Consider the following 23,259-nt stretch of genomic DNA (forward strand, 5'->3'; position numbering starts at 1 on the left):
GGTATGACGAGTCCAGCGGAGCGGTACGCGGCCTTCCGCGAGAAATACGGGGACGACGGAGCCGCTCTCGGATCGTTCCGGGGCCTCTACGACTTCGAGCTCGACGACTTCCAGGTCGACGGCTGCCGCGCTCTGGAAGCGGGCGACGGGGTGCTGGTCGCCGCGCCCACCGGCTCCGGCAAGACGGTGGTCGGCGAGTTCGCCGTCCACCTGGCCCTGGAGCAGGGACGCAAGTGCTTCTACACCACTCCGATCAAGGCGCTGTCCAACCAGAAGTACAACGACCTGGTCAAGCGCTACGGCACGGCCAAGGTCGGGCTGCTGACCGGCGACAACAGCGTCAACGGCGAGGCCCCGATCGTCGTCATGACGACCGAGGTGCTGCGCAACATGCTCTACGCCGGCTCGGCCACGCTGGGCGGGCTGGGCTACGTTGTCATGGACGAGGTCCACTACCTGGCCGACCGCTTCCGCGGCGCCGTCTGGGAAGAGGTCATCATCCATCTGCCCGAGTCGGTCCGGCTGGCGGCGCTGTCGGCGACGGTCAGCAACGCCGAGGAGTTCGGCGAGTGGCTGGGCGAGGTACGCGGCGACACCACGGTCATCGTCGACGAGCACCGGCCGGTGCCGCTGTGGCAGCACCTGATGATCGGCAACCGCGTCTACGACCTGTTCATGACCGACGATCTGACGCCGCGCATCAACCCCACGCTGATGCGGGTCACCCGTGAGACCGAGCGGCTGACCGCCGGGCGCGGCAGGCGGGGCTACGGCCGGCCGCAGCGCTCCCGCCCGCCGGACCGCGCCCAGGTGATCGAGAAGCTCGACTCCGACGCGCTGCTGCCCGCGATCACGTTCATCTTCTCTCGTGCCGGCTGTGACGCGGCCGTCAAGCAGTGCCTGTACGCCGGCATCCGGCTCACGGACGAGCGGGAGCAGCACGAGATCAGGCAGCTCGTCGACGAGCGCACCGCGCACCTGCCCGACGAGGACCTGTCCGTGCTCGGCTACCTGGAGTGGCGCGACTGCCTGGAGCGCGGCCTGGCCGCCCACCACGCGGGCATGCTGCCGACCTTCAAGGAGGTCGTCGAGGAGCTGTTCACCCGCGGTCTGGTCAAGGCGGTCTTCGCCACCGAGACGCTGGCGCTCGGCATCAACATGCCCGCCCGCAGCGTGGTCATCGAGAAGCTCGACAAGTGGAACGGCGAGACGCACGCCGACCTCACCCCCGGCGAATACACCCAGCTCACCGGCCGGGCCGGGCGGCGGGGCATCGACGTCGAAGGCCACGCCGTGGTGCTCTGGCAGCCCGGCATGGATCCGCTGTCGGTCGCCGGGCTCGCCGGCACCCGCACCTATCCGCTGCGCTCCAGCTTTCAGCCCTCGTACAACATGGCCGTCAACCTGGTCGGCCAGTTCGGCCGCGAGCGCGCCCGCACGCTGCTGGAGGAGTCCTTCGCCCAGTTCCAGGCCGACCGGGCGGTCGTCGGGCTGGCCAAGCAGCTGCGCAAGCACGAGGAGGCGCTGGAGGGCTACCAGGAGGCGATGACCTGCCACCTGGGCGATTTTCCCGAATACGCGGCGCTGCGGCGACGCCTGTCCGACCGCGAGGCCGAGCTGTCCAAGCAGCGCGGCGCCGCGCGCCGGGCCGCGGCCGTCAAGTCGCTGGAGGCGCTGCAGCCCGGCGACGTCATCCGGGTGCCGGGCGGGCGCCGGGCCGGGCTGGCGATCGTGCTCGACCCGGGCCGCAACCCGCGCGGCAACGGCCCCAGCCCGCTGGTCCTGACGATCGGCAAGCAGGTCAAGAAGCTCGACCCGGCCGACTTCCCCGTCCCGGTCGAGCCGATCGAGAAGCTGCGCATCCCGAAGAACTTCAACGGCCGCTCGCCCAAGGAGCGCGCCAACCTCGTCTCCACACTGCTGGCCAAGATCGGCGACCGCGACCTGGGCAAGCCCGCCCGGGCCCGCGACCACACCGTCGAGGACGACGAGATCAACGAGCTGCGCCGGCGGATCCGCCAGCACCCGTGCCACGGCTGCGACGAGCGGGAGGACCACGCCCGCTGGGCCGAGCGCTACTACAAGCTGCAGCGCGAGACCGAAGGGCTGCGGCGGCGCGTCGAGGGCCGCTCGCACGTCATCTCCCGCACCTTCGACCGGATCTGCTCGGTGCTGGAGCAGCTCGGCTACCTGCACGACGAGGCCGTCACCGACGAGGGCCGCCGCCTGGGCCGCCTCTACACCGAGCTCGACCTGCTCACCGCCGAGTGCCTGCGCAGCGGGCTGTGGGAGCAGCTGGATCCGGCGGAGCTGGCGGCGTGCGTGTCGGCGCTCGTCTTCGAGTCGCGCAACGCCGACGACGCCCGCCGCCCCAAGATCCCCGCCGGACGGGCGCAGGACGCGCTGACGGCCATGATGCGGCTCTGGGGCGAGCTGGAGGGCATCGAGTCCGACCACGGGCTGTCCACGATCCGCGAGCCCGACCTGGGGTTCGCGTGGGCGGCGTTCCGCTGGACCAAGGGGCACAGCCTCGACGCGGTGCTCATGGACGGCATCAACGGCAACGACCTGGCGGCCGGTGACTTCGTGCGCTGGGTGAAGCAGCTGATGGACCTGCTCGGCCAGCTGGGGCACGCCGCGCCGCAGGGGAGCAAGATCAAGCAGACCGCCGCCAAAGCCATGGACGCCATGCGCCGGGGGGTGGTGGCATATTCGTCGCTGTCTTGATCTGATGCGGTGCTGTTTGCGGGCGTAAAGGCTCTTTTTTCCTGCTTTACGGCAAAGCACGGTGGGCCCCACCCGCCATACGGGGCGGGCCCCCGTCCAGGGGCACGCTCCTGCGGTTTACGGGGCTGGGCGCCGTTACGTGCGCCCTGTTGACCAGGGCCTTCCTGCCCGACTGACCGTCCGGTCAAGGTGATGTAGTGGACTGTATACGCAACGTCACCATGTGGTCAGTTTCCGGCTGATTCGGTGTGGAAATGCCCAGGTCGAAGCGGGTTTTGACAAGCCGGAGGTCGCCATGTTCGCTCTCATCGCCGCGGTGCTGTTCCTGCTCGCGCTGATCTTCGAGATCGCCAACGTCGCCGTGGGCGGCGTGCTCACGGCCACCACCCTCAGCACCGCCGGGCTGCTCTGCGTCGCGCTGCACCTCATGGGCGTGGGGGCCGCCTGGAAGCCCTTCAAGTAGCCCGGAACTCATGGAGCCGCGTGCGGGGTCTCCCGTGCGCGGCTCAGTCACGCCAGGGCGAAGCGGACCTCGCGGGTGGCCGGGTCGGCCTGGGTCAGGCGTACGGAGACCTGCTCGCCCAGGGGGAGCGCGCCGTCGCAGCGGGCGATCACCGCCGGGTCGGCGATCTGGACCTGGCCGCCCTCGCGGCGTTCGTCGACGTCGATCACCATCGCGTCGAACGCCTGGCCGACACGGTCGCGCAGCAGGAACGCCTCCACCAGGTCCACGCAGGCGCGCTCCACCGCCCCCGCGCGGCGGCCGGTCCCGGACATGATCTCCGGCAGGCCCGTCAGCGCCTCCGTCACGTCCTGCGGCACCGGCTCGCCCGCGGCGACCGCCAGGCAGATCTCCGTCGCGTAGCGGTCGACCAGACGCCGCAGCGGCGCCGTGACGTGCGCGTACGGCGCGGCCACCGCGGCGTGCTCGGCCAGCTTCGGCGGCTCCCCGTCGAAGGCCACGTAGCCGGCGCCGCGCAGCAGCACCCTCGACTCGTGCAGGAACGCCGCCTGCTGCGGGTTCTTCGGATCCAGGTCGTGGACCACGTCGCCGTAGGAGGCGCCGCCGGGCCACGGGACGCCCAGCGCGTCGGCCACCCGGCGTACCTTGTCCAGGTCGCCGGAGCGCGGTGCCGGCAGCACGCGCAGCACGCCGATCTCCGCGTCGAGCATCATCGAGGCCGCCGCCATGCCGGTGAGCAGGGAGATCTGCGCGTTCCACGCCTCGGCGGGCAGCGGCAGCCGGTATTCGAGCCGGTAGCCGTCGCCGTCCGGCACCACCTCTTGTTCCGGGGTGGGCAGGGTGACGCCGCCGCGCTCGCGTTCGAGCTCCAGCCGCAGCCTGCCGATCTCCGCCAGCAGACCGAGCGTCCCGCCGGCGGTGTCGGTGTCGATGGCCGCCTGCACGTAGGCGTAGTCGAGCCGCTCGCGGCTGCGTACCAGGGCCCGTTGTACGTCGGCGCCGACCGTGCGGCCCTCCGCGTCCAGGTCGATCCGCCACACCGCGGCCGGGCGGGTCACGCCGGGCAGCAGGCTGGCCGCGTCCTCCGACAGCACCTTCGGGTGCAGCGGCACCTTGCTCGCGGGCAGGTAGACGGTCTCGCCCCGGGTGCGCGCCTCGGCGTCGATCGCGCCGCCCGGCCGCACGAACGCGCCGACGTCGGCGATCGCGTACCAGACGCGGTAGCCGCCGCGCAGCCGCTCCAGGTGGACGGCCTGGTCGAGGTCCATCGAGCCGAGCGGGTCGATGGTGACGAACGGCAGCTCCGTCATGTCCTTGCCACCGAACCTGGGCACCGACGCCACCCAGTCGGCCTCGTCCAGCACGGCTCTCGGGAACTCGCCGGGCAGCCGCTGCTCCCGCCGGATCCGCTCGAACCCGTCGTCCAGACGGGCGGGGACGTCGCTGGGTACCCGGATGTTCGTCACAAGGGCAACCTATCGTCACAAGCTCCTCAGCCTGGCCGTGACGCCCTGACGCGCGGTCATGCCTGGCCGAGTGCCTCCAGCAGGCGGTTGAGGGGGCTGTCGAGGCCGTACTGGTCGGCCAGCCGTACGAGGGAGTCGGGGTCGCGGGGCTTCTGCGGGAGCGTCAGGTCGGTTTCGGGCAGCGGCGCGTCCGAGGCGACCGCCACCACGGCGGGGGCGACCCGCAGGTAGTCGCGGGCGGCGGCCAGCTTGGTGCGGCTGCCCGCCGGGAAGCCGTCCGTGGCGCCCGAGTCGAGGGCGTCGAGCAGCGCGCCGAGCGAGCCGAACCGGGTGATGAGCGCGGCCGCCGTCTTCTCGCCGACGCCCGCCACGCCCGGCAGGCCGTCGCTGGGATCTCCGCGCAGGGTCGCGAAGTCGGCGTAGGTGCGGCCGGGAATGCCGTACTTGTCGGTCACGAATGCCTCGTCGACCGTCTGCAGGTTGCGGATGCCCCGCACGGTGTACAGGACGCGCACCGGGCGGGCGTCGTCGACCAGCTGGAACAGGTCGCGGTCGCCCGTCACGATGTCGACCGCCCCGCCGCCGGCGCGGTGGGTCAGTGTGCCGATCACGTCGTCGGCCTCGTAGCCGGGCGCCTCCAGCCGGGCGATGCCGAGCGCGTCGAGCACCTGCTCGATGACCGCGATCTGCGGCACCAGCGTGTCGGGCACCTCCTCGACGTCACCGTGGGCGACCCGGTGCGCCTTGTACGTCGGGATGGCGGCCACCCGGAAGGCGGGGCGCCAGTCGGCGTCCATCGTGGCGACCAGCTCGGTAGGGGAGCGGTGGCGCACCAGGGTGGCGATCATGTCGATGAGGCCGCGCACCGCGTTCACCGGCGAGCCGTCGGGCGCGGTGATCGACTCCGGGATGCCGTAGAAGGCGCGGAAGTACAGCGACGGGGTGTCGAGAAGCATCAGCACCCGCCTATGGTCGCACCTCCGCAGGTCGGCCGCCCACTCCCGGCTCCGCTCAGCTCTCGCCCATTCCCGGCCCGGACTCCCCCGCTCAGCTCTCGCCCAGCCCTCCGCCCAGTCCCACCGCCAGCAGGCAGGCGTCGTCCTCCGGGTTGGGGCCGCCGATGCCGGCCAGCAGCCGGTCCAGCCCGGCGTCCAGGTCGCGGCCCGGCAGTTCGCAGGCCGCCGCCGTGGCCAGCGCCAGGCCCTCGTCGATGTCGCGGGTGCGCCGCTCCACCAGGCCGTCCGTGAACAGCAGCAGCACGTCCCCGTCGCGCAGCCGCGTGGTGGCCAGGCCGTACGGCTGGTCGGTGGCGCCGAGCAGGACGCCCTTCGGCTGGCCCAGCGGCCCCGCCACGCCGTCGCGGACCAGGATCGGCGCCAGGTTGCCCGCCTGGCTCCAGGTGAAGACCCGGCTCGCGGTGTCGAGGTGGCCGATCACCGCCGTCGCCGTGGTCTCGTGCAGCCGGTGCATGACCAGCTCGTTCAGCCAGGCCAGCAGCCGGTTCGGCGGCTCGCCGGTCATCGTCAGGCCGATCAGGGCGTGGCGCAGCTGCGCCATGTGCGCGATGGCGGGCAGGCCATGGCCCGAGACGTCGCCGATCGCCAGCAGCACCCGGCCGTCGGGCAGCGCCGCGGCCTCGAACCAGTCGCCGCCCAGGTTCGAGGTCTTCTCAGCCGGCACGTAACGGACCGCGATCCGGGTGCACGGCAGGTCGAGGCAGCCGACCGGCTTCGGCAGGATCGCCTCGCGCAGCGCCAGCATCACGTGGCGCTCCTCGGCCGCCTTCTCGCGGGCCTCCAGCAACTGACGGCGTGACTCCGACATGATGCGCTCGGCGCGGCGGCGGCCGGTGATGTCCTGGACCACGCCGTGCACGCCCTCCGGGCCGCCCGGCGCCATCAGCGGCTCCAGCACGACGCGTACGTTGCGCAGCTCGCCGCCCCGCCGGATGCGGAACTCCGCCTGCACCGGCTCCACGCCCTGCACGACGCTCCACAGGAGCTGGTCGAGCGCGCCCAGGTCGCCGGGCTCGACGTGCGCCGCCAGGTCGGGCAGGCGGATCGGCCCGTCCTCCCGGTCCCGCCCGAAGATCAGGTAAACGTGGTCGGACCAGGTGGCCGTCCCGGTGTGGAGGTTCCATTCGGCCCAGCCCATGTTGCCGAGGCGTTCGGCGTGCGCCAGGCGTACGGCGAGCATCTCGGCGTCGCGCTCGGCCGCGGGCGGCTCCGCGAGGCGCTGGACCAGGTCGGCCGCACTCATCGGGCGGCGCTGGTGGCTACCCCAGACGTCGACCATGAGCCTCTCTCTCGGAACGCGGGTGGAAGGGGACAATTGACACCACAATACGTGACCGTCCGTGGGCGGAGTGTAGCCAGGGCTTGCCGCGTTGTGAGAGCTTTTCGCGGATTTTAGGAGGAGCGGTCCGAGTAGATTGTGCCTGTGACGTCCTCAGACTTGTATCCCGTGTCCCGGCTGGCCGCCGTCCAGGAGGCCACCGCGAAGTCCGGCCTCGACGCCCTTTTGCTCACCCCTGGCCCCGACCTGCGCTACGTGAGCGGCTACGACGCCAAGCCGCTCGAACGGCTGACCTGCCTGGTGGTTCCCGCCGCCGGCGAGCCCTACATGATGGTGCCCCGGCTCGAACTGCCCGCCGCGCAGGCCTCGCCAGCCTCCCGGCTCGGCCTTGACTTCGTGGCGTGGGACGAGACCGACGACCCCTACCGCGTCGCCGCCTCCCGGCTCGGCCCGGTGGCCAAGGTGGGGCTGGCCGATCGGATGTGGGCGATGGCGTCGCTGCGCTTCCGCGAGGTCATGCCGGAGGCCGAGCAGGTGCTCGCCGGGAGCGTGCTGCGTGAGCTGCGGATGCGCAAGTCCCCGGTCGAGGTGGCGGCGCTGCGCGAGGCGGGGGAGGCGATCGACTCGGTGCACCGGCGGGTGCCGGAGTTCCTGCGGGCCGGACGCACCGAGCGTGAGGTCGGCCGGGACATCGCCGAGGCGATCCTGGCCGCCGGGCACGAGACGGTCGACTTCGTCATCGTCGCCTCGGGCCCCAACGGCGCCAGCCCGCACCACGAGGTGTCGGACCGGGTGATCCAGGCGGGCGAGCCGGTCGTGGTCGACATCGGCGGGCAGTTCCACAGCGGCTACTGCTCCGACTCCACCCGCACGTACTCCGTCGGCGCCCCGCCGGCCGACTTCGCCGAGTACTACGAGGTGCTGCGCCGCGCCCAGGACGCCGCCTGCGCCGCCGTACGTCCGGGAGTGCCATGTGAGTCGATCGACGCGGCGGCCCGCGACCTGATCGCCGAGGCGGGCTACGGCGACTACTTCATCCACCGCACCGGGCACGGGATCGGCGTGGAGACGCACGAGGAGCCGTACATCGTGTCCGGCAACGCCGAGCCGATGGAGCCGGGCTTCGCCTTCTCCGTCGAGCCGGGGATCTACCTGCCCGGCCGGCATGGGGCGCGCATCGAGGACATCGTGGTGTGCACCGAGACCGGGGGCGAGCGGCTGAACGTCACCTCCCGCGAACTGGTGATCGTCTGACGGTCCCGTGACGTCCGCTCACCGGCCCCGTGGGCGGGCCGGTGAGCGGGGGCGCGCTCTTCAGGCGATGGTGAAGAATTCCAGCAGCTCCGGGGCGAGAGACTCGGGGGCCACGTTGTGGGTCTGGCCCTCCAGGATTCTGTGGATCGTACGGGGCACGGTTTCGGCGACCGCTCTGCCCGCCTCGGCCATCCACCGAGGGCTGTCACTACCCGTCAGTACGAGCACGGGTTGCGCGATCGAGGCCAGAACCTCGGCGGGCAGGGCGTTCCCCGGCCCCAGGACGGCGGCCTCGTACGCCAAGGTGTGGGCGAGCTCCTCCAACTCCGGCCAGGAGGGCTGGACACGCATCGCGGCCACCGCCTCGACGGGGACCTCGGCGGCCGCGACCATGAACAGTTCGATCGCCTCCGCGCGCCGACCCCGCCTGACCAGATCTTCCAGCTGAGCCGCGAAGTCGTACGGCAGGCCGGGCGCGCTGTCGTCGACGTGGTACGGCGGCTCCCACACGGCGAGTTTCGCGATGGCCAGCCTCGGAGCGGCGGCCAGCGCCAGGGCGGCGCCTGAGGAGCCGCCGAACACCATGGCCGACCCGCCCGCCGTCTCGATGAGGGCGGCCAGGTCCTCGATCTCACGCTCGACGGCGTAGGGCTGGGTGTCGCCGCTTTCGCCACGTCCGCGACGGTCGTAGTTGAACACGGTGAACCACGGCCCCAGCGCCTCGGCCACACCGCGCAGGGTGGGGTGGGTCCGGTCGGTGAACGCGCCGTGGACCAGGATGACGGCCGGTCCGGTCCCGGACCGGCCGAAGACGATCGGCGTGCCGTCGGCCGAGGTGACCTTGCCGGTCACGGGATGGCTCATGGCAGGACCCCTCAGCCCTCAGGGGTCGCCAGGCACAGAGCGGACCAGTGATGACCGTCGAGGTCGGCGAAGCCGCGCTGGTAGCGGCCCGCGACGTTCAGCGGCTCACCGACGGCGGTCGCACCCGCCGCCAGCGCCTTGTCGACCAGTTCGTCGACCTGCGCGGGGTTGTCGAGGCCCAGAACCATGATCACCTGTGTGCTCTTGGTCGGGTCGGCGACCTCCGTCCTGGCGTAAGAGGCGAACGTCGGCTCCGTCAGGAGCATGACCTGGGTCTGCTCACTGATCACCACGGACGCCATGTCGTCGGTCGCCCCGAAGAAGGGGAAGCCGAGCTCGCCGAAGAACGTCTTCGACCGGTCCAGGTCCTTGACCGGCAGGTTGACGAACAGAGTGGTGGACATCGCTGGGTCCTTTCCTCAGCACCGCGTCTTGCGAACACCTTCAGTCTGCTGATCGCGAGCCCGCGCCGCTTGCACCCTGGCGCCGTCCGATTGACTTTCCGTGCCAGGGCTTTCAGCTTCCCTGCGTGCGGCGATACTCGGCGGGCGGCAGCCCGTACGTGTTCCGAAACAGACGGCTGAAGTGGGCCGAGTCAGGCAGCCCCCATCTGGCCGCGATCACGCTCACCGAGGTGTCCCGCAGGGCGACGTCGGCCAGGTCCTTGCGGCACCGCTCAAGCCGCCGATGCCTGATCCAGGCGGCCACCGTGGTGTCCTGCGTCTCGAACAGCCGGTGCAGCTGCCGCACGGACACATGGTGCGCGGCCGCGATGGTGGCGGGGTCGAGGTCGGGTTCGCCCAGATGCTGTTCGACGAAGGCGTGGACGCGCAGCAGCAGCGTTCGTGATCGCGACTCCACCGGCAGCGTGTCGCTCTGCTCGGCGCGTTCGGCGATGGCCGTGGTGACCAGGTCCGTCACCACGGTGGACAGCCGCGCCGCGCTGGCCGGCTGATAGGTCTCCAGATCCAGCGCCACCCTGCGCAGCAGCGGTGCGGCGAGGGCACCCGTTCCGCCCTCCGTGGTGATCGGAACGGCCGTCAGCCTCGCGATGGAATCGACGGGCAGAGCCAGCATGTCCCGGGAGAAACTGAACACCGCCAGATGCACCGCCGAGTCATAGGCCAGCTCGTACGGCCGCGCGAAGTCGTAGATCGCGAACTCGCCGCGCCGAAGCTGCGCCTCCCGGCCGTCCTGCGTCAGAAGCGGCCGGCCCGACATGGCCAGCACCACCCGATAGAGCTCAGGGCTGTCACGGCGGATCATGCCAGGCGTCCGGTGAACGCTGTGCGGCGTCGAGGTCTGGACGACGCCGACACCCACCGAACCGAGTTGCCCCGCGTCGATCGCGCCCCGCAGCGGCACGTCCGGGTCCATCCGCATGTCGAGGGGGCCGAGCGTGTCACAGACGATGCTCCGCCACTCCTCGTATCTGCGCGCGGCGGGCACATCACGGGTACGAATCAGGACAGCCATCCCCACCGCCCTCTCCGTCGGCCAAACCCCGCCAATGCTAATGATGCCTTTCAGCGGCGGACAACGCTGACTGCTGCGCACATCGGGCGACTGGAAAGCGGTTACCGCCGCTTCGCTGCGGGTTTGCGATGAAAAGAGGTGTATCAGAAGCCTCCGCGCGTGCTCTGGGAAGTCGAGGGGCAACGGAGGGAGAGGGGATGTTCGTCGGGAGAGCGATGGAGCTCGCCCTGGTGCGCGGGGAATTGCGCGCCGCGGGCAAGGGCGCCGTGCGGCGGATGGTCATAGAGGGGCCCGAGGGGATCGGGAAGACGGCGCTGCTCCGCCAGGTACTCGGTGGAGAGGCGAACGTACGGGTGCTGGCGGCTAGCGGGGACGAGGCCGAGCGGCATCTGCGGTACGGGGTCGTCCGCCAGCTCGCCGACCAGCCGTGGTCCGTCCTGGACGGCACCGGGCCGGCGGGCACAGGAGTCGGTGGGCTCGGACCGGGTGGGACCGGCTTGGCGGGCACTGGAGTCGGTGGGCTCGGACCGGGTGGGACCGGCTTGGCGGGCACAGGACCGGCAGAGACCGGACCATGGGGGACCGGATCGAGGGGGACCGGGCTGGGGAGGGCCGGATTACAGGAGACCGGACTGCGGGGGATCGGGCTACCGGGGGCCGGGCTGAGGAGCACCAGGCTGAGGAGCGCAAGGCTGAGGCGGAGCGGCTTGGCGGGTGCGGCGACCGGGAGTGCGGCGACCGGGAGTGCGGCGGCACGGGACCTGTGGTCCGTGGGGGAGGCGCTGTGCGAGCTGGTCGGGCGTCTGCAGGCCGACGGGCCCGTCGTCGTGCTCGTGGACGACGCCCAGTGGGCTGACAGGGCGTCGCTGCGGGCGCTCGGCTACCTGCTGCGTCGCCTGCGCACCGGCCGCGTCCTCATGGTCGTCAGCTGCCGCGGCACCGCCGCCGCGTGGCTGCCGGAGGGGCTGCGGCGGCTGCTGACCGGCGACGGCGGGCTCCGTCTCGTCCTCGACGGCCTGTCCGCCGCCGACCTGGCCGGGCTGACCTCGGACCCGCTGACCGAGCGCACCGCCCGGCGGCTGTGTGAGCACACCTCGGGCAATCCGCTGTACGCCCGAGAGCTGCTCGCCACCGTCGCGCCGACCACGCTGGCCGACCCGGGCGCCCGGCTGCCCGCTCCCGACGCCTACGCCCGCCCCTTCACCCGCCGCCTGCGCGCGTGCGGTGCCGAGACACGCGCGCTCGTCGCCGCCTGCGCCGTGCTCGGCGAGCCCCATCCCCTGCATGTGGTCGCCTCCGTGGCCGAGATCGCCGGCGAGCCGCTGGTCGCGCTTGAAGAGGCGGTCGACGCCGGGCTGCTCGACGAGCGCCCCGGACGCTTCGTCGCCCTCCCCGATCCGCTCGCCGGGGCCACCGTCTACGGCTCCCTCGGCGCGGGCACCCGCGCACGGCTGCACCTGGCCGCCGCCCGGCTCGTCGAGCACACCGGTACGGCCCTGCGCCACCGCGCCGCCGCGGCCGGTGGACCGGACGAGCAGCTCGCCGAGGAACTGGCCCGGTACGCCGCCAAGGAGGCCCAGCACGGCCTCTGGCTCGACGCCGCCACCCATCTGGAGCTGGCCGCCGGGCTCTGCGAGTCCGCGGCCCGGCGCGACGAACTGCGTACCGCGGCGCTGAGGCACCTGCTGCTGGGCGGCGACGCCGTCCGCGCGGCCGAGCTGGCCGCCGTGCCCAACGCCGATCCGCGGCCCGTGCGCCGCTACATCCTGGGGCGGCTCGCGCTGGCCGCCGGACGACTCGACGAGGCCGCCGACCTGCTCGCCGCCGCGTGGCGGAACCGCTCACCCCGCTTGGCCGCCGACACGGCCGAGCAGCTCGCCTGGCTGCACCTGGTCAGGGGGAATCGCGCCGCCGCGACGACCTGGGCCCGCCTGGCGGCCGAGCAGCCGATCCAGAGCACGACCGGCCGGCCGTACGACGTGCTGGCCCTGAGCGCGACAGGCCGGCCGCACGACGCGCAGGCTCTCGGTACGACGGGCCAGTCGTTCGACGTGCTGCCCCCCGGCACGATCGGTCGGCCGCACGACATGCCGGTCCCGAGCGCGGGCGGCCTCGGCGGTGGACACGCCGCAGCGGGCATTCCGGCGGCCGTCAGGTTCCTGCGGGAGGGCGAGGCGGGCGCGGCGGTCAGCGTGCTGGTCAGGGCCGTCGCGGCGCGAGATGAGGCGGGGCTGCCGCACCATCGCCTGATCGGCGGCGCGCTACTGGCCGTGGCCGAGCACTGCGAGGGGCGCTGGGCGGACGCGGTGACCAGGGCGGAGCGGGCGCTGGCCGAGGCGGAGGGGCTCGGCCAGCGCTGGCTGCTACCCACCCTGCACGTCGTCTGCGTCGCCCCGCTGGCCGCGCTCGGGGAGCACGAACGGGCCCTCGCCCACGCCACCGCCGCCAGAGCCATCGCGCGCTGCCAGCGCAACGTGATGGGCGAGACCCAGGCGGACCTGGCGCTGGGTTTGCTCGGTGCCGGTGCCGGTGCCGGTGCCGGTGCCGCGGCCGGTGCCGCGCCGGCGGGCGTCGACGACCCGTTCGTCCCCGACCACCGGCCGCAGCTCATCGAGACCCTGGTCGCGGAGGGCCGCCTGGACGAGGCCGAGGCCGAGCTCGCCACTCTGCCTGGGGATGGCGCGCGGGCGCGGGCGCGGCGGGCGCGGCTCTCCGGGCTGCTCTTGGCGGCAAGGAACGTTCCAGCGGAGGCCGAGGAGAGCTTCACCGCCGCCCTGAGCTTGCTGGAGGGCACCGGCTGTCCGCTGGAGGAGGCCCGCGTCCTGCTGGACCTGGGCCGGTTGTTGCGGCGTACCGGAAGACGCAGGGCGGCCGCCGCCCGGCTGCGGGCCGCCGAGGCCGTCTTCACCCGGCTGGGGGCCCGCCCGCTCGTGGCCGGCTGCGCGCAGGAGCTGGAGGCGTGCGGCCTGGAACAGCCGGGCACCGTACGGCTGGGACTGACGCCTCAGGAGTACAGCACGGCCAGGCTCGTCTCCGACGGTATGACCAACCGGCAGATCGCCCGGGAGCTGCTGATCAGCGTCAAGACCGTCGAGTATCACCTGGGCAAGATCTACACCAAGCTCGGCATCGGCTCCCGGGTCGCGCTCGCCGCCAAGCTGGCCACGCTGGAGGAGAGCGCCTGACACCACCGCTCAGGAGGCCACGACGCCCGAGGAGGCCCCTGAGGAGGGCCACAGGACGCCCGAGGAGGCCACGGCCACGCGACGTCTGAGGAAGCTACGACGCCGCGCCGGAGGAGGGGACCGGCGCGGCGTCGTACATCTGGTTATATGCGCGTCCATGAGGTGACGATCGGCGTGCCTCCGTCGGGCGTGACGCGGAGGCGGAGCGGGCCGCGGACCAGACCGTCGGCGGTGAAGCGGCCCAGCTCGTCGGAGCGTACGAGAAGCACCTCGTCGGGCCGCTGGACGCCGATCTCCGCGGGCCCCTCCGGCGACAGCCGCCCCACCAGGCGGGCCGCGGAGACCTCCAGCTCCACCGCCACCCCGCCCGCCTCGAACGTGAGCAGCCGCGGCTGCCCCGCGCCCCTGACGACCCTGGCCGAGGGTTCGTCGTCCCAGGAGTCGAAGGTGAGGGCGGCAAGCTCGGCGTCGAGCGTCCGCAGCGTGAACGCCTGCATGGCGTCCTCAAGCAGCGCGGGAGGGACGGGGTCGAGCAGCTCGGCGATCTCCCGAAGCTCGCCTTCCAGCTCGCCTTCCGGGTCGCCTTCCAGCTGGTCTTCCAGGTTGAAGCTCTCATCGTTCATTCAGCTCACCTGCGTATTCCGGTCACTCCGCGCTCCGCCACCAGCGTGCGGAGTCGCTGGAGGCAGCGGGCCCTGATCGGGCCGATGCTGCCCACCGCGATGCCCAATCCTGACGCGATCTCCTGATAGGTGGGGCGCGGAGAGGCGATCAGCAGCCGCAGCAGGCGGCGGCAGCGATCCGGCATCTCCTCGAAGGCGGCCCACACCACCAGCGCGCGCTCGGCCTCGGCGACGGCCTCCTCCGCCTCCAGCATCAAATGCTCGGGGGAGCGCTCGTCGATGTCCGCCCCCAGCAGCCCCATGTCGCTGATGGGGGTGGCCCGCCCGCTCGCGCGGATCACCCGCAGCGCCTCGTGCCTGGCCGTACTGGCCAGCCAGGCACCCACTTTGTCCGGGTCCCTGAGTCGGGTCAGGTTCTCCGCCAGCCGGAACCACGTCGTCTGGCAGACGTCCTGCGCGTCGGACGCGTTGACGAGATAGGCGCGCGCCACCGCCCACACCAGGCCGCTGTGGCGCTGGTAGAGCTCCTTCCAGGCACCGGAGTCCCCTTCCGCGGCTGCTCTGACGAGGGCTGCGGTCTCGTCCACGGCGGTCCTTCCCTGTCCTGGAACATCCTGGAGCATGATATTTCGTGAGACGCTCCAGAACAGGGAGTGGTTGAGTCATCGCAGAAAACTACTGAGATCGGGTATCGGCAACTGCCCTTCGATGAGCTGACCGGCCGCCTGCCGCGACGTCACCCCGGCCTCCGACATGCGCGCCGCGATGAGCCCGGCGATGAACGGCGTGGCGAACGATGTGCCGCTCCACTGCGCGATCCCGCTGAACTTGACCACGTCCCCCTGCGACAGCGGCGCGACGCAGGTGCAACCCGGATACAGCGGGACGACCGGGTGGAAGCGGCAGGTGGTGTTGTGCGGGTAGTCGTATTCGTAGTCGCCCGAGGTGTAGGCGTTGATCAGGCGCTCACCCGGCGCGTACACCGTTACCCAGTCGCCGTGATTGCTGAAGCACGCCCGGCCGAGTCCGTCCTCGCGCAGCGCGCCCACCGAGAGGATCACGTCGCCGGTGGTGTTCACCGCCTCCGCGGCGAACGCGGCCGGCCAGAAGGGCACGGTGTCGCCGTCGTTGCCGGCCGCGGCCACCAGCAGCGTCTCGGGGTGCGTGGCCAGCTCGTCGATGAAGTCGGCCAGACCGAGCAGCGCCTGGGCGTCGTTCGTCCTGGTGCCCGCCGACAGTGACAGGATGTCGGGCCAGCCGTGGGTGTCGAGCGTCTGCAGCAGGAGCAGGCCCAGCTGGTCCTCCTCGACCGCGCCGCCGTACGGGAAGCCGTTGAGGACGCGTACGTCCGTACTGGGCGCCACGCAGCGCAGCACGCCCGCGATGAACGTGCCATGGCCGACGTACGGCTTGATGAAACCGTCGGCGTCCACCTCTTCGGCCAGGGTGGTGACGTCGCCGTCGACCATCGGGATGTTCGGCTGGCCGGAGCTCTGCGCCAGCCATTGGTGGTCGAGATAGTCGTGCACCAACCCGGTGTCGATCACCGTGACGTGTGCGTTCTCACCCCTGTCGCGGCCCGCGATCGGCGGCTTGAGCGGCTCGCCGCTGGGCACCGGCTCGTCGCCCGGGCACAGGTTGACGCCCGAGACCGTGACGAAGTGGACCAGCGTGCCGTGGATCTTGGCCTGCCTGAGCACGGCCAGGGCGCGGAAGACGTCCCGCGATCCGATGGACAGCCGGCGTACCGTGACCCGCCCCGCGTCCCGGTCCGGCGGCCAGACCACGCGGACCGGCTCCGCCGACGGGAGACTCGCCTGAATGCCCTGGATGGCACGTTCCACGTCAGGCGCGCGTACCAGGACGTGCTCGGCGAGATAGGCGAACTCCGGCAGGATGTCGGAGTCAGGGGTCGCGCCCTGCGGCCCGGCCACCGCGACCGTGCCCGCCGGCAGCGCGTCGTTGAGGATCTCAAGCTGTTCCCAGAAACGCATGTCTCGTCCGTTGCGTGGTGTGCTCATCTTTCGGGACCTCCTCGATGGGTGACTGCCGGCCTGCCATGTATGAGCGGCGCACCCCCTTCCTGATACACGTGCCGCGTGGACGCCCGGATGACCCGCATCTACCATCGACTCCGTGTCTGGGGAAACGGCGAGGGATTCCCGGATTCCGGATGATCCGCACGATGTGCTGGCCATGGTGTTCGCGCGTCCGCGACAGGCCATGACGGCCGCCACCGCCATGCTCGCCGACGGCCGCGGGCCGTACGAGAGCTCGATAGCGCGTCAGGCGATCGGCATCCTGCGCCGCGAGTTCGGCGACCTCGACGCGGCGATCCGCGAGCTGCGGCAGGCGGTACGGCTGGCACGGCGCTCCGGCTCGGCCGACCGCGAGGCCGACGTGCTGGCCACGCTCGGCATCGCGCTCCTCCAGCACGGCCGCACCAGGCCCGGCCTGTCCGCCCTCGACACGGCCGCCGCCCTTTCTCTCGGCACCACCCGGGCGCGGGTACTGTTCCGGCGGGCCGGCGCCCGCTGGATCCTCGGCCGGCACGGTGAGGCGCTCGACGACCTCGAGATCGCCGCCCCGGCGCTGCTCGGCGCGGGCGACACCGTCTGGGCGGCCCGCGCGCTCACCCTGCGCGGGCACGTCCGGCTCGCGCGCGGCTCGGTCACCCTGGCCGAGGAGGACTTCCGGGTCGCGCAGCGGATGTTCGCGACCACCAGCCAGGAACACGACTCGGTCGTCGCCGTCCAGAACCGCGGCGTCGTCGCCTTCCGCGCGGGTGACCTGCCGCTCGCGCTGGACCTCCTCGATGAGGCCGACCGGGGCTTCCAGGCGCTCGGCACGCCCATGTTCGACCTGGCCGCCGACCGGTGCGCGGTGCTGCTGGCGGCCGGGCTCGCGCGCGACGCCCTGGCACAGGCCGACGGGGCACTGCGGCACCTGGCCCGGCTGCGCGGGCAGGCGACCATGCGGGCCGAGCTGCTGCTCCTGGCCGCCAGGGCGGCGCTGCTGTCCGGCGATCCGGGTACGGCCCGCGCGCGGGCGGGGGAGGCCCGCACCCTGTTCGCGGGGCAGCGGCGCGCCTGGTGGGCAGCGCACGCCCGGCTCATCCTGGTCCAGGCGGCCCTCGCGGCAGACAGGGCCTTGGCCGGCGATGAGACGCCTTCCGGCCCTGCGGTCGGGGGCGCGGTGTCTTCCGGGGCCGTGGCCGGGCGGGCGGTGTCTTCTGGTCCTGCGGTCGGGGGCGCGATGCCTTCCGGGCCTGTGACCGAGCGGGAGGCCGGGAGCTCGGCGTCTTTCGGGTCTGTGGTCGGGCGGGAGGCCGGAAATGCGGTGCCTTCCGAGTCTGTGGTCGGGCAGGCGGTCGGGGGTCCGGTGCCCGCCAGGTCGCCGGCGGAGGCCAGGCGGGTGGCGGAGAGGAGACGGTTGGCGGAGGCGCGGCGGCTGGCCGTCAAGCTGGCGGAGCTCGGGTCGCCTGAGGTGTGGCAGGCGCACCTGCTCGCGGGCCGTGCGGCGCTGGCGCTCGGCAGACGGCGGACGGCCGATCAGCACCTGACGCAGGCGGCGCGGGCCCGCCACCGCGGCTCCGCCACGGCCAGGGCGGGCGGCTGGCTGGCCGAGGCGCTGCGTGCGGAGGCGGCCGATCGGCCCCGGCGGCTGCTGCACGCCTGCCGGGCCGGGCTGGCGCTGATCGAGGAACACCGCCTCGCGTTCGGTTCGCCGGAGTTGCGGGCCCTGGCGACCGCCCATGGCGCCGAGCTGGTGACGCTCGCCCAGCGGCACTGGTTGCGCGTAGGGCGGCCCCGGAGGTTGCTCGACTGGACCGAACGATGGCGGGCGACCTCGCTGGCCGTGCCCCCCGTACGGCCGCCGGACGACCACTGGTTGCTTGCCCAGCTCGCCGCACTGCGCGAGACCGACCACCTGCTCAGCCGGGCACGGTCCGAGGGTGCCTCGTCGGCGGCCACGCTGGAACGCGACCGGGACCGGCTGGAGGCACGGGTACGCGCCGCGACCCTGCGCGTGCGCGGCGCCGACGGCCGCGCTGACGGCCGCGAGAACGGTCGCGAGGATGGCCGTGAGGAGGGTCGCCTCAACGGTCGCGAGGATGGCCGCGCTGACGGTCGCGAGGGGGGTCGTGACGACGGGGCGGCCCTTGGTGGCGGGCGGCTCCTGACGGCGGTCGGCGGTGGAGAGCTTCTGGCGGCGATCGGTGGCGGCCGGTTGGTCGAGTTGGTGATCGTCGACGGTGTGTTGCACGTGCTGCTGTGCGGAGACGGGCGGGTACGCCGGTTCACGGTGGGATCGGCCGCGTCGGCCGTCACGGAGATCGAGTTCGCCCGCTCGAGGCTGCGACGGCTCGCCTACCAGAGCCGCGCCGACCCGGGCGAACTCGCCTGCCTCGGCGCCCGGCTGGAGCGCGCCCTCCTGGGCCCGGTAGCGGCCTGCCTGAGCGACGGACGCTCCGGCGGCGAACGGTCATCCCTCGGGCGGTCGGATGGCCGGTCGCCAGTCCTGGGGCTGCCGGATGACGCCCGGCCAGCCCTGGGGCGGCCAGATAGCGGACGGTCAGCCCAGGGACGGCCAGATGGCCAGTTGTCACGCCTTGGGTGGTCGTCAGACCTTGAGCGGTCGTCAGGCCATGGGCGGTCGTCAGACCTTGGGCGGTTCGGCGGTGGATCGGCCCCTGCCAGGCCGCGAGCCTGTGAGCCCTTGGTCGTGGTGCCGCCGGCGACGTTGCACGGGGCGCCGTGGGGGTTGCTGCCCGCGCTGCGGCGCCGGGCCTTCAGCGTGGCGCCGTCGGCGGCGGTCTGGTTACGCGCCAGGTCGGTCGTCCCGCCCGCTGACGGGGGCGTGGTGCTCGTACGCGGCCCCGGCGTGGCGAACGCCGACGGCGAGGTGCGCTCCATCGCCGAGCTGTACGCCGAAACCGCTGAGCCAGCCGCTGGACCCGCCACCGGGTCTGCCACTGTGTCCGCCCTCAGGTCAGTCGCCGGGTCCGCCGGGCCGGTCACTGTGCTGGCCGATGGTTCGGCGACGGCTCAGGGCGTGCTGGGGGCCATCGACGGGTGTCATCTCGCGCATTTGGCGGCGCACGGGACGTTCCGGGCCGACAGCCCTTCCTTCTCCTCGCTGCTGCTGGACGACGGCCCCCTCACCGTGTACGACCTCGAACGGCTGCGCCGTGCCCCCTACCGGCTCGTGCTGTCGAGCTGCGACTCCGGGCAGGTGGCCGCGGTGGGGGCCGACGAGGTGCTCGGGCCGGCCACCGCGCTGCTCCACCTCGGTACGGCCGGCATCGTCGCGAGTGTCGTCCCGGTGAACGACGCGGCCGCCGTGCCCGTCATGGTGGCTCTGCACGACGGGCTACGGCGCGGGCTCGGCCTGGCGGAGGCGCTCAGCGAGGCCCGCGGCGACGACGTCTCGTTCATCGCGATCGGGGCCGGTTGAGGGGCGGACTGAAGGGCGGGTCCACAAGTGGCGGAAAGGATGGCTGACAGAGCGGCCCGAACGGTGGATGCTGAACACGGTGGATGACATGGGGGTGACAGTGCGCGGTGACTGTGGGGGGTGGTGCGGCCGTGTCCCTGCCTTGATCAAATATGGGTGATCATGTGAAAATTCGCCAGTAGCGGCAGGAATGCCGGTTTGGGGGGTCGTCGCCCATGATCCGCATGCCGATCGAGCGGCTCTAGGATGCCGGACGACGAGTTGAAAGAGGCGTACGAGCTGGGCTTGGCGTGCGCGCTCGCCGCGGAGTGCGGCCGGGATCTACGTCGTTGCGCCCAGATGTACGGCGGGCTGTTCCCACGGGCGGCCTTCGACTCCGACTTCTACACCGCGCTGGCGCTGACCGGCGCCTTCAGCGCCCCCTGGGCCACGTCCGAAGCGCTCAAGATCGTCAACCGGACGTCGCTCTGGGTGTCGGCCGTCGACCGCCTGGTGGACCGCACGACGACGACGCGTACTCAGGTGGAGGCGCTGGTTCGCGACTGCCTGGACGTGGCAGACGGCGCGGCGCCGCGGGCCGCGGTCACTCGCTTCCTGGCCGACCTGCGCGACGAGCTGGCGACGGTCAAGGACTTCGAGGGCCTGCACCCGCTCTGGCGCGACCAGCTGGCCGGCATGTTCGACGCGATGGCCAGGGCGTGGGTGTGGCGCGACACCCGGGCCGTCCCCACCTTCGCCCGCTACCTCGACAACGCCGACAGCCGGGGATCCTGCTTCGTGGATCTGTCGCACTGGATCTACGCGGGTGACGAGTGGGCCAGGCGCCATCTGGAGGAGCTGCGGGCCGTCAGCGCGCACGTGCAGCGCTATCTGCACCTGCTGGGCGACCTCGCCTCCTACCGCAGGGACGTCAGCTGGGGCGGCCTGAACGTGCTGATGCTCGGCGTCAGCCATGCCGAGGTCACGAACGCGATGGGGGAGCTGGCGCGCGAGGCGCTGGAATTGCTCAAGCCGGTACGCGAACGCAGTCCGCGCACGGCCGCCTACCTGCGGCGACAGATCGGGTTCAACGCCGGTTTGTACGGTATTTCCGGCTAGGCCCTCTGAAGCCGTTACGGTCCCGCAACCTCCCATGACAGGGGCCTTTACCCTTGGGTGAACGGGGTGCGAATAACTGGTCTAGATACGACAAACCATGACATATTGATTCGCGAGGATGATTGTGGCTTGAGTGGAATATGTGGCGTTGCTAGGGTGTCTCGATGCCAGGCACGTGGCTCGACCTTTTCTCTGCGCCTTGACAGGTTCCACTGACCACGGCTCCTCAGGGCGGATTTGTGCATGCGCGGCACGGCCGCGGAGGGATGTACAGGCGGTGCTGGATGGACTTCGGTCGCTCTGATCGATGGCGGTTGCCGACCGCGATCAAGATTCTGATCGCGGGCGGGTTCGGCGTGGGCAAGACCACCATGGTGGGCGCGGTCTCCGAGACCCGTCCTCTGCGTACGGAAGAAGCGCTCACGCATATCGGCGTGGACATCGACGACCTGTCGGGCGTCGAGGCCAAGCCGACCACCACCGTGGCGATGGACTTCGGCCGGATCACGATCCGTGACGACTACATGCTGTACCTGTTCGGCACGCCCGGCCAGGAACGCTTCTGGTTCGTCTGGGACGAGCTGGCGATGGGCGCGCTCGGAGCGGTGGTGCTGGCCGACACGCGGCGGCTGGCCGACTCCTTCCCGGCCATCGACTACTTCGAGCGGCGCGGGCAGCCGTTCGTGGTGGCGCTCAACTGCTTCGACGGCGCGCGTCCCTTCACGGTCGGCGAGGTACGGTCGGCGCTCGGCCTCGAACCGGAGATCCCGATCGTGCTCTGCGACGCCCGCAAGAAGGATTCCGGCCGGGAAGTGCTCATCACGCTGGTCGAGCACGCCATGCGCCAGGGAGCCGCCCCGGTCGGGACCATGTCGTGACCATCACCGGCTACCTTTGACCGATGGAGGAGATCGACCGCCAGATCGTCACGCTGCTCGCCAGGGACGGCCGGATGAGCTTCACCGATCTGGCCAGGGAGACCGGGCTCTCGGTCTCGGCGGTGCACCAGCGGGTGCGCCGGCTGGAGAAGCGCGGAGTCGTGCGCGGCTACGCCGCGATCATCGACTATGACGCGATCGGGCTGCCGATGACGGCGTTCGTGTCCATCAAGCCGATCGACCCCGCCGCCCCCGACGACGCGCCCGAGCGGCTGGCCCACCTGGCCGAGATCGAGGCGTGCCACAGCGTGGCGGGCGATGAGAGCTACATCCTCAAGGTGCGCGTCGCCACGCCTCTGGCGCTGGAGGAGCTGCTGCAGCACATCCGCGCGTCGGCGAACGTCTCCACACGCACCACCGTCGTGCTGAGCACCCCCTACGAGCACCGGCCGCCCGACGTGGCGGGCGACGGCGCCGACGCTCCGGCTCCTCCCGCCTGACGACGGGCCGTCGCCGCAGCTAGCGAGAACTGTTCGGCATTGCCGAACTGCGCTACGGTGTGGGGCGTGGGAGAGACCATCCAGTCCGTCGAACGGGCCGCCGGCATACTGAGGCTGCTCGCCTCCGGCCCGCGCGAGCTGGGCGTGGCCGAGCTGGCCCGCGCGATGGGCCTGCCCAAAGGCACCCTGCACGGCATCCTGCGCACGCTCGTCCATGTCGGCTTCGTCGAGCAGGACGAAGCCACGGGCCGCTACCGGCTCGGCGGTACGCTGCTGCACCTGGGCAGCAGCTACCTCGACGTCAACGTGCTGCGCACCCGCTCGCTCAACTGGGCCGACGCGCTGGCCGGGCGCAGCAGGGAGAGCGTGTGGATCGGCACCGCGCACGAGGGCGGCGTCCTGGTGGTCCACCATGTGTTCAGGCCCGACGACAGCATGCAGGTCCTGCAGGTCGGCACGCTGCTGCCCGCGCACGCGACCGCGCTGGGCAAGGTCCTCCTGGCCTACGACCCGTACGGCGACGCGGGCGCGGCATTCCACGCGCCGTCCGCCCCGGAACCCACGGCATCACCCAGTACGTCCCCCGCCACCGTGCCCAGCACGCCGTCCGCCACAACGCCCGGCGCGGAGGCAGGCGGCGAGCCCGGCGTCGAGGGGTTGGCCGCCTTCACGCCCAAGACCCTCACCCGCGCCGACGACCTGGCCAAGGAGCTGGAGCTGGTGCGCGGCCGTGGATGGGCCTGCGACGTGGAGGAGCTGGTCGAGGGCGAGGTCTCCATAGCCGCTCCCATCCGGGACGCGCGCGGCGTCACCGTCGGCGCCATCGGCGTCAGAGGCGCGGTCGAGCGGCTGGCCGAGAGCGGCGAGCCGAGCATCACGATCGTCTCCTACGTCCGCGACGCCGCCCGCGCCATCACCCGCGACCTGAGCCGGTGACGTGTTGACACGCCCGGCCCGACCACAGCTAGGATTT

The 23,259-nt window shown here is 72.0% G+C and carries 18 protein-coding genes; 9 read left to right on the forward strand and 9 right to left on the reverse strand.

Translation table 11 applies throughout. From position 1 onward, the window contains the following. The first annotated feature begins 3 nt into the window (after nucleotides 1-3). Together ACQP2T_RS25225 and ACQP2T_RS25230 are read left to right on the forward strand one after the other, a co-directional pair. Complete coding sequence (locus tag ACQP2T_RS25225) at nucleotides 4-2,727, forward strand: DEAD/DEAH box helicase (protein WP_433518506.1); 2,724 nt, start codon at nucleotides 4-6, stop codon at nucleotides 2,725-2,727. 295 nt (nucleotides 2,728-3,022) lie between these two features. After that, nucleotides 3,023-3,190, forward strand: a complete 168-nt coding sequence (locus ACQP2T_RS25230) for a hypothetical protein (protein WP_358540784.1) — start codon at nucleotides 3,023-3,025, stop codon at nucleotides 3,188-3,190. Between the two features lie 47 nt (nucleotides 3,191-3,237). Here ACQP2T_RS25230 and ACQP2T_RS25235 read toward each other — a convergent pair whose 3' ends face one another. The 3 genes from ACQP2T_RS25235 to ACQP2T_RS25245 all read right to left on the reverse strand — a co-directional run bounded on the left by ACQP2T_RS25235 (nucleotide 3,238) and on the right by ACQP2T_RS25245 (nucleotide 6,951). Continuing rightward, nucleotides 3,238-4,656 (reverse strand): RNB domain-containing ribonuclease, encoded by a 1,419-nt coding sequence (locus ACQP2T_RS25235; RefSeq protein ID WP_433518507.1) that lies wholly within the window; start codon nucleotides 4,654-4,656, stop codon nucleotides 3,238-3,240. Nucleotides 4,657-4,712: 56 nt separating this feature from the next. After that, on the reverse strand, nucleotides 4,713-5,612 hold the full coding sequence (locus ACQP2T_RS25240) for a 5'-3' exonuclease (RefSeq protein WP_433519830.1): 900 nt from the start codon (nucleotides 5,610-5,612) through the stop codon (nucleotides 4,713-4,715). A 91-nt stretch (nucleotides 5,613-5,703) separates the two neighbouring features. Beyond that, entirely contained in the window at nucleotides 5,704-6,951 is a 1,248-nt protein-coding gene (locus ACQP2T_RS25245) for a PP2C family protein-serine/threonine phosphatase (RefSeq protein WP_433518508.1), read from the reverse strand. A 144-nt stretch (nucleotides 6,952-7,095) separates the two neighbouring features. Here ACQP2T_RS25245 and ACQP2T_RS25250 point away from each other — a divergent pair, with 144 nt between their 5' ends. Beyond that, nucleotides 7,096-8,205, forward strand: a complete 1,110-nt coding sequence (locus ACQP2T_RS25250) for a M24 family metallopeptidase (RefSeq protein WP_433518509.1) — start codon at nucleotides 7,096-7,098, stop codon at nucleotides 8,203-8,205. Nucleotides 8,206-8,265: 60 nt separating this feature from the next. On the opposite strand, the gene ACQP2T_RS25255 is transcribed toward ACQP2T_RS25250, so the two are convergent. The 3 genes from ACQP2T_RS25255 to ACQP2T_RS25265 all read right to left on the reverse strand — a co-directional run bounded on the left by ACQP2T_RS25255 (nucleotide 8,266) and on the right by ACQP2T_RS25265 (nucleotide 10,545). Continuing rightward, nucleotides 8,266-9,069: an alpha/beta fold hydrolase gene (locus ACQP2T_RS25255; RefSeq protein WP_433518510.1), complete on the reverse strand. Its 804-nt coding sequence runs from the start codon at nucleotides 9,067-9,069 to the stop codon at nucleotides 8,266-8,268. Nucleotides 9,070-9,080: 11 nt separating this feature from the next. Continuing rightward, entirely contained in the window at nucleotides 9,081-9,473 is a 393-nt protein-coding gene (locus tag ACQP2T_RS25260; protein WP_357951755.1) for a VOC family protein, read from the reverse strand. Between the two features lie 112 nt (nucleotides 9,474-9,585). Beyond that, entirely contained in the window at nucleotides 9,586-10,545 is a 960-nt protein-coding gene (locus tag ACQP2T_RS25265) for a helix-turn-helix domain-containing protein (RefSeq protein WP_433518511.1), read from the reverse strand. Nucleotides 10,546-10,742: 197 nt separating this feature from the next. Between ACQP2T_RS25265 and ACQP2T_RS25270 the strand changes: the two genes are divergently transcribed. Further along, complete coding sequence (locus ACQP2T_RS25270; RefSeq protein WP_433518512.1) at nucleotides 10,743-13,730, forward strand: AAA family ATPase; 2,988 nt, start codon at nucleotides 10,743-10,745, stop codon at nucleotides 13,728-13,730. Between the two features lie 143 nt (nucleotides 13,731-13,873). Here the strand turns inward: ACQP2T_RS25270 and ACQP2T_RS25275 are convergent, their stop codons facing one another. The 3 genes from ACQP2T_RS25275 to ACQP2T_RS25285 all read right to left on the reverse strand — a co-directional run bounded on the left by ACQP2T_RS25275 (nucleotide 13,874) and on the right by ACQP2T_RS25285 (nucleotide 16,347). Further along, nucleotides 13,874-14,353, reverse strand: a complete 480-nt coding sequence (locus ACQP2T_RS25275; RefSeq protein WP_433518513.1) for a hypothetical protein — start codon at nucleotides 14,351-14,353, stop codon at nucleotides 13,874-13,876. 5 nt (nucleotides 14,354-14,358) lie between these two features. Continuing rightward, complete coding sequence (locus ACQP2T_RS25280; protein WP_433518514.1) at nucleotides 14,359-14,940, reverse strand: RNA polymerase sigma factor; 582 nt, start codon at nucleotides 14,938-14,940, stop codon at nucleotides 14,359-14,361. Nucleotides 14,941-15,015: 75 nt separating this feature from the next. Further along, nucleotides 15,016-16,347, reverse strand: coding sequence for a S8 family peptidase (locus tag ACQP2T_RS25285; protein ID WP_433518515.1), 1,332 nt, complete (start codon nucleotides 16,345-16,347; stop codon nucleotides 15,016-15,018). A 142-nt stretch (nucleotides 16,348-16,489) separates the two neighbouring features. On the opposite strand from ACQP2T_RS25285, the gene ACQP2T_RS25290 reads away from it, so the two are divergent. From ACQP2T_RS25290 to ACQP2T_RS25310, 5 genes are all read left to right on the forward strand, one after another. Then, nucleotides 16,490-19,810 carry a CHAT domain-containing protein gene (locus tag ACQP2T_RS25290; RefSeq protein WP_433518516.1) on the forward strand — a complete coding sequence of 1,107 codons (3,321 nt, stop codon included), beginning with the start codon at nucleotides 16,490-16,492 and terminating at the stop codon, nucleotides 19,808-19,810. Nucleotides 19,811-20,056: 246 nt separating this feature from the next. Next, complete coding sequence (locus ACQP2T_RS25295; protein WP_433518517.1) at nucleotides 20,057-20,908, forward strand: terpene synthase family protein; 852 nt, start codon at nucleotides 20,057-20,059, stop codon at nucleotides 20,906-20,908. Between the two features lie 284 nt (nucleotides 20,909-21,192). Next, nucleotides 21,193-21,786 carry a GTP-binding protein gene (locus ACQP2T_RS25300; protein WP_433518518.1) on the forward strand — a complete coding sequence of 198 codons (594 nt, stop codon included), beginning with the start codon at nucleotides 21,193-21,195 and terminating at the stop codon, nucleotides 21,784-21,786. 23 nt (nucleotides 21,787-21,809) lie between these two features. Then, entirely contained in the window at nucleotides 21,810-22,286 is a 477-nt protein-coding gene (locus ACQP2T_RS25305; RefSeq protein WP_433518519.1) for an Lrp/AsnC family transcriptional regulator, read from the forward strand. Nucleotides 22,287-22,352: 66 nt separating this feature from the next. After that, nucleotides 22,353-23,222 (forward strand): IclR family transcriptional regulator, encoded by an 870-nt coding sequence (locus ACQP2T_RS25310; RefSeq protein WP_433518520.1) that lies wholly within the window; start codon nucleotides 22,353-22,355, stop codon nucleotides 23,220-23,222. Nucleotides 23,223-23,259 lie beyond the last annotated feature (37 nt).

The organism is Nonomuraea sp. CA-143628, assembly GCF_050942315.1.
Lineage (GTDB): Bacteria > Actinomycetota > Actinomycetes > Streptosporangiales > Streptosporangiaceae > Nonomuraea.

Excerpts from the sequence above, each read along its gene's own strand:
- ACQP2T_RS25225 (WP_433518506.1), top strand. The coding sequence starts at position 4 with ATGACGAGTCCAGCGGAGCGGTACGCGGCCTTCCGCGAGAAATACGGG.
- ACQP2T_RS25230 (WP_358540784.1), top strand. The coding sequence starts at position 3,023 with ATGTTCGCTCTCATCGCCGCGGTGCTGTTCCTGCTCGCGCTGATCTTC.
- ACQP2T_RS25240 (WP_433519830.1), bottom strand. The coding sequence starts at position 5,612 with ATGCTTCTCGACACCCCGTCGCTGTACTTCCGCGCCTTCTACGGCATC.
- ACQP2T_RS25245 (WP_433518508.1), bottom strand. The coding sequence starts at position 6,951 with ATGGTCGACGTCTGGGGTAGCCACCAGCGCCGCCCGATGAGTGCGGCC.
- ACQP2T_RS25255 (WP_433518510.1), bottom strand. The coding sequence starts at position 9,069 with ATGAGCCATCCCGTGACCGGCAAGGTCACCTCGGCCGACGGCACGCCG.
- ACQP2T_RS25260 (WP_357951755.1), bottom strand. The coding sequence starts at position 9,473 with ATGTCCACCACTCTGTTCGTCAACCTGCCGGTCAAGGACCTGGACCGG.
- ACQP2T_RS25265 (WP_433518511.1), bottom strand. The coding sequence starts at position 10,545 with ATGGCTGTCCTGATTCGTACCCGTGATGTGCCCGCCGCGCGCAGATAC.
- ACQP2T_RS25270 (WP_433518512.1), top strand. The coding sequence starts at position 10,743 with ATGTTCGTCGGGAGAGCGATGGAGCTCGCCCTGGTGCGCGGGGAATTG.
- ACQP2T_RS25275 (WP_433518513.1), bottom strand. The coding sequence starts at position 14,353 with ATGAACGATGAGAGCTTCAACCTGGAAGACCAGCTGGAAGGCGACCCG.
- ACQP2T_RS25285 (WP_433518515.1), bottom strand. The coding sequence starts at position 16,347 with ATGCGTTTCTGGGAACAGCTTGAGATCCTCAACGACGCGCTGCCGGCG.
- ACQP2T_RS25295 (WP_433518517.1), top strand. The coding sequence starts at position 20,057 with ATGCCGGACGACGAGTTGAAAGAGGCGTACGAGCTGGGCTTGGCGTGC.
- ACQP2T_RS25300 (WP_433518518.1), top strand. The coding sequence starts at position 21,193 with ATGGACTTCGGTCGCTCTGATCGATGGCGGTTGCCGACCGCGATCAAG.
- ACQP2T_RS25305 (WP_433518519.1), top strand. The coding sequence starts at position 21,810 with ATGGAGGAGATCGACCGCCAGATCGTCACGCTGCTCGCCAGGGACGGC.